The following is a 3,765-nucleotide window of genomic DNA, read 5'->3' as shown; positions in this document are numbered from 1 at the left end:
CGGCGACTGGATCCAGCAGCTGCTGCTCGGCGGCTTTGCCGTCGACAACCCGACGCTGAACCGTTTCTTTGCGCTGCACTATCTGTTGCCGTTCATGATCGCCGGCGTTGTCGTGCTGCACATCTGGGCGCTGCATGTCGTCGGCCAGTCGAACCCGACGGGCATCGAGGTCAAGTCGAAGACCGACACCGTGGCCTTCACCCCCTACGCGACCATCAAGGACGCGTTCGGCATGATCGTGTTCCTGTTCTTCTTCGCCTATTTCGTCTTCTACCTGCCGAACTATCTCGGCCATCCCGACAACTACATCGTCGCCAACCCGCTGAAGACGCCGGCCCACATCGTGCCCGAATGGTACTTCCTGCCGTTCTACGCGATCCTGCGCGCCATCACCTTCAATGTCGGGCCGATCAACTCCAAGCTCGGCGGCGTGCTATGCATGTTCGGCGCCATCGTCATGTTGTTCCTGGTGCCGTGGCTCGACACTTCGAAGGTGCGCTCGGCGGTTTACCGGCCCTGGTACAAGCTGTTCTTCTGGCTGTTCGTGGCCGATGCCATCCTGCTTGGCTGGCTGGGCTCGCAGCCGGCAGAAGGCAGCTATGTGTTCATGGCGCAGATGGCGACATTGTTCTACTTCGCCTTCTTCCTGATCGCGCTGCCGGTGCTCGGCCTGATTGAGACGCCGCGACGGTTGCCGAACTCGATCACCGAGGCGGTGCTCGAGAAGAACAAGGGCGGCAGCGGACATCCGGCGGGCGCTACGGCGGCTCCGGAAACCAAAGGCTGAGCGGGTAGAGAATCTAAGGGGATTTGGCATGAAAAAGATTCTCACCTCGCTGGCGCTGATCGGCCTTGTGGCCGTCGCCGCTGGGGCCGCGGGCACTCGGGCGATCGCCGCCGAAGAGGCACACAATGTGGCCAATCCGACGCATTTCCCGATCGACGAGCCGAAGGAAATGGACTGGAGTTTCACTGGCCCATTCGGCACCTATGACAAGGCGCAGCTGCAGCGCGGCCTCAAGGTCTACAAGGAAGTCTGCTCGGCCTGCCATTCGATGAACCTGGTGGCGTTCCGCACGCTGTCGGACCTCGGCTATTCCGATGCGCAGATCAAGACGCTGTCGGCCGAGTACACCATCCACGACGGTCCCAACGATGCCGGCGACATGTTCGACCGTCCGGGCAAGCCGTCCGACCACTTCCCGCCGCCCTTCGCCAATGAGGAAGCCGCCGCTGCCTCCAATGGCGGTGCTGCTCCGCCAGACATGTCCCTGCTGGCCAAGGCTCGCGGTGTCGAACGCGGTTTTCCGCAGTTCGTCTTCGATATCTTTACCCAGTACGACGCGGGCGGCCCCGACTATATCCACTCGCTGCTGACCGGCTACGACCAGACACCGCCGGCCGGCATGGTCATCCCGGAAGGCACCCACTACAATCCGTACTTCATGTCCGGCGTGTCGCTGAAGATGCCCAAGCCGCTCTCCGATGGTCAGGTGACCTATGATGACGGTGCGCCGCAGACCATCGACCAGTATTCCCGCGACGTCTCCGCCTTCCTGGCATGGGCGGCCGAGCCGCATATGGAAGACCGCAAGAAGACCGGTTTTCGCGTTCTGGTGTTCCTGCTTTTGTTCGGCGCGCTGGTCTATCTCACCAAGCGCAAGGTGTGGGAAGGCGTGGCGCATTAAGCCACACGATCAAGTGATCACGAAGGGCGCCGAGAGGCGCCCTTTTGCATTTCCAGAAGCCGGCCATGTCACATGGCCGTCACCGCATCCGGCGATCCTGTGCTGCTCTCATCAAAGGATCGCACCCATGAAAAGATACGCATCGCTCGCGGCAGGCCTGTTGCTGCTCATCGTCGGCTCGGCCGCGCAAGCGGAAGACGCCCAGCCTTTCGTCACCAACAAGGATGTCGACCTGACGATGATCCTGCCGCCGCCGCCGGCAAACGATTCGGCGCAGACCAAGGCCGAACTCGGCGAGGTGCTGATGCTGCAGGTGACACGCACGCCCGAGATGGTAGCCAGCGCCGTCGCCGATGCCGACGAGAATGTCTGGCGCTTCGCCAACGTCATGGGGCCGAAATTCAACAAGGAAACGCTGCCCAAATTCAGCGCCTTCTTCGACCGCGTCGTGGCCACCGAAGGCGCCGTCGTCGATCCGGCCAAGGATATCTGGAAGCGCCCGCGTCCGCACCAGCTCAGCGACCTCGTCAAGCCGGCGGTCAAGCTGTCGAGTTCGGGTTCCTGGCCGTCCGGCCACGCCACCGTCGGCACCATGATGGGCATCATCCTGTCCGATATGGTTCCGGAAAAGCGCGCCGAGATCATGGCGCGTGCGGCCGAATACGCCCACAACCGCGAGGTCGGCGGCATCCACTATGCGTCCGACGTCGAGATGGGCAGGATTTCCGGCAGCGTCATCGCCGCGGTCCTGCTCAACCGGGACGACTTCAAGGCCGAGTATGAAGTGGCCAGGGCCGAGCTTCGTTCGGATCTCGGCATGTAATCTTTGTCAATCGGATTAGACCAGAAAGGGGCGCTTCGGCGTCCCTTTTTTTGCTCATGGCCATGTCCGGAGGGCAGCTCGAAAAATAGTCCGTTGGCACGCCGACAACAGGTTGATATTCGATGCATCGAACGGTGGCGAGAAACTTGTCCCGCCATGGCCTTTGGAATTCGATGATGCGGCTCAGCGACTGTCACAACTTTTCCGATTACCGCCGCATGGCGCAGCAGCGGCTGCCGGGGCCGATCTTTAACTACATCGACGGCGCGGCCGACGACGAGGTCACCTATCGCCGCAACACCGAAAGCTTCGAGACCTGCGATCTGGTTCCCAACGTGCTGCGCGGGGTGAGCGAGGTCGACATGTCGGTGACGGTCATGGGCCAGAAGCTGGCGATGCCGTTCTATTGCTCGCCGACCGCCTTGCAGCGCCTGTTCCATCACCAGGGCGAGCGCGCGGTCGCCAAGGCCGCCGCCAAATACGGCACGATGTTCGGCGTGTCGTCGCTGGGCACCGTCAGCCTCGAGGAGGCGCGCAGCATCAGCAGCGGCCCGCAGGTCTACCAGTTCTATTTCCACCGGGATCGCGGTCTTAACCGGGCGATGATGCAGCGGGCAAAGGCGGTCGGGGTCGAGGTGATGATGCTGACCGTCGACAGCATCACCGGGGGAAACCGCGAGCGCGACAAACGAACCGGCTTTGCCATTCCCTTCAAGCTCAACCTTACCGGAATGGCGCAGTTCGCGCTCAAGCCGGCCTGGGCGATCAACTATTTCATCCATGAGGACTTCAAGCTGCCGCAGCTCGACGAGCATGTCGACATGGGCGGCGGCACGATGTCGATCAGCCGTTACTTTACCGAGATGCTCGATCCGTCGATGACATGGGACGACGTCGCCGAGATGGTCAAGCTCTGGTCGGGTCCGTTCTGCCTCAAGGGCGTCATGTCGGTGGAGGATGCCAAACGCGCTGTCGACATCGGCTGCAGCGGCATCGTGCTGTCGAACCATGGCGGGCGGCAGCTGGATGGCTCACGGGCGGCGTTCGACCAGCTTGCCGAGATCGTCGATGCCGTTGGCGACAGGATCGACGTCATCATGGATGGCGGCGTGCAGCGCGGCACACACGTGCTGAAAGCGCTGTCGCTCGGCGCCAAGGCCGTCGGCGTCGGACGCTACTATCTGTTTCCGCTCGCGGCGGCCGGCCAGCCCGGCGTGGAACGGGCGCTCGAACAGATGCGGGTCGAGATCGAAC

At 62.4% G+C, this 3,765-nt stretch carries 4 protein-coding genes; all 4 read left to right on the top strand.

All coding sequences use genetic code 11. The features are described from left to right. Nucleotides 1-787, top strand: a 787-nt coding sequence (locus tag ENZ74_RS25200) for a cytochrome b N-terminal domain-containing protein (protein WP_206522325.1), incomplete at its 5' end; no start/stop codon positions are given. 28 nt (nt 788-815) lie between these two features. Further along, the gene (locus ENZ74_RS25195; protein ID WP_013529986.1) at nt 816-1,688 is read left to right on the top strand and encodes a cytochrome c1; all 873 of its coding nucleotides are present in this window, start codon (nt 816-818) and stop codon (nt 1,686-1,688) included. A 127-nt stretch (nt 1,689-1,815) separates the two neighbouring features. After that, entirely contained in the window at nt 1,816-2,511 is a 696-nt protein-coding gene (locus ENZ74_RS25190; RefSeq protein WP_013529987.1) for a phosphatase PAP2 family protein, read from the top strand. A 176-nt stretch (nt 2,512-2,687) separates the two neighbouring features. Beyond that, nucleotides 2,688-3,765: alpha-hydroxy acid oxidase (locus ENZ74_RS25185; RefSeq protein WP_164761193.1), on the top strand; the 1,078-nt coding region annotated here is incomplete at its 3' end.

It is taken from the genome of Mesorhizobium sp. M7A.F.Ca.CA.002.15.2.1, assembly GCF_003998715.1.
GTDB classification, from domain to species: Bacteria; Pseudomonadota; Alphaproteobacteria; order Rhizobiales; family Rhizobiaceae; genus Mesorhizobium; species Mesorhizobium ciceri.
The sequence above is the reverse complement of the archived record's forward strand: the minus strand, read 5'-3'. Positions and strand labels throughout refer to the sequence as shown.

Excerpts from the sequence above, each read along its gene's own strand:
- ENZ74_RS25195 (WP_013529986.1), top strand. The coding sequence starts at position 816 with ATGAAAAAGATTCTCACCTCGCTGGCGCTGATCGGCCTTGTGGCCGTC.
- ENZ74_RS25190 (WP_013529987.1), top strand. The coding sequence starts at position 1,816 with ATGAAAAGATACGCATCGCTCGCGGCAGGCCTGTTGCTGCTCATCGTC.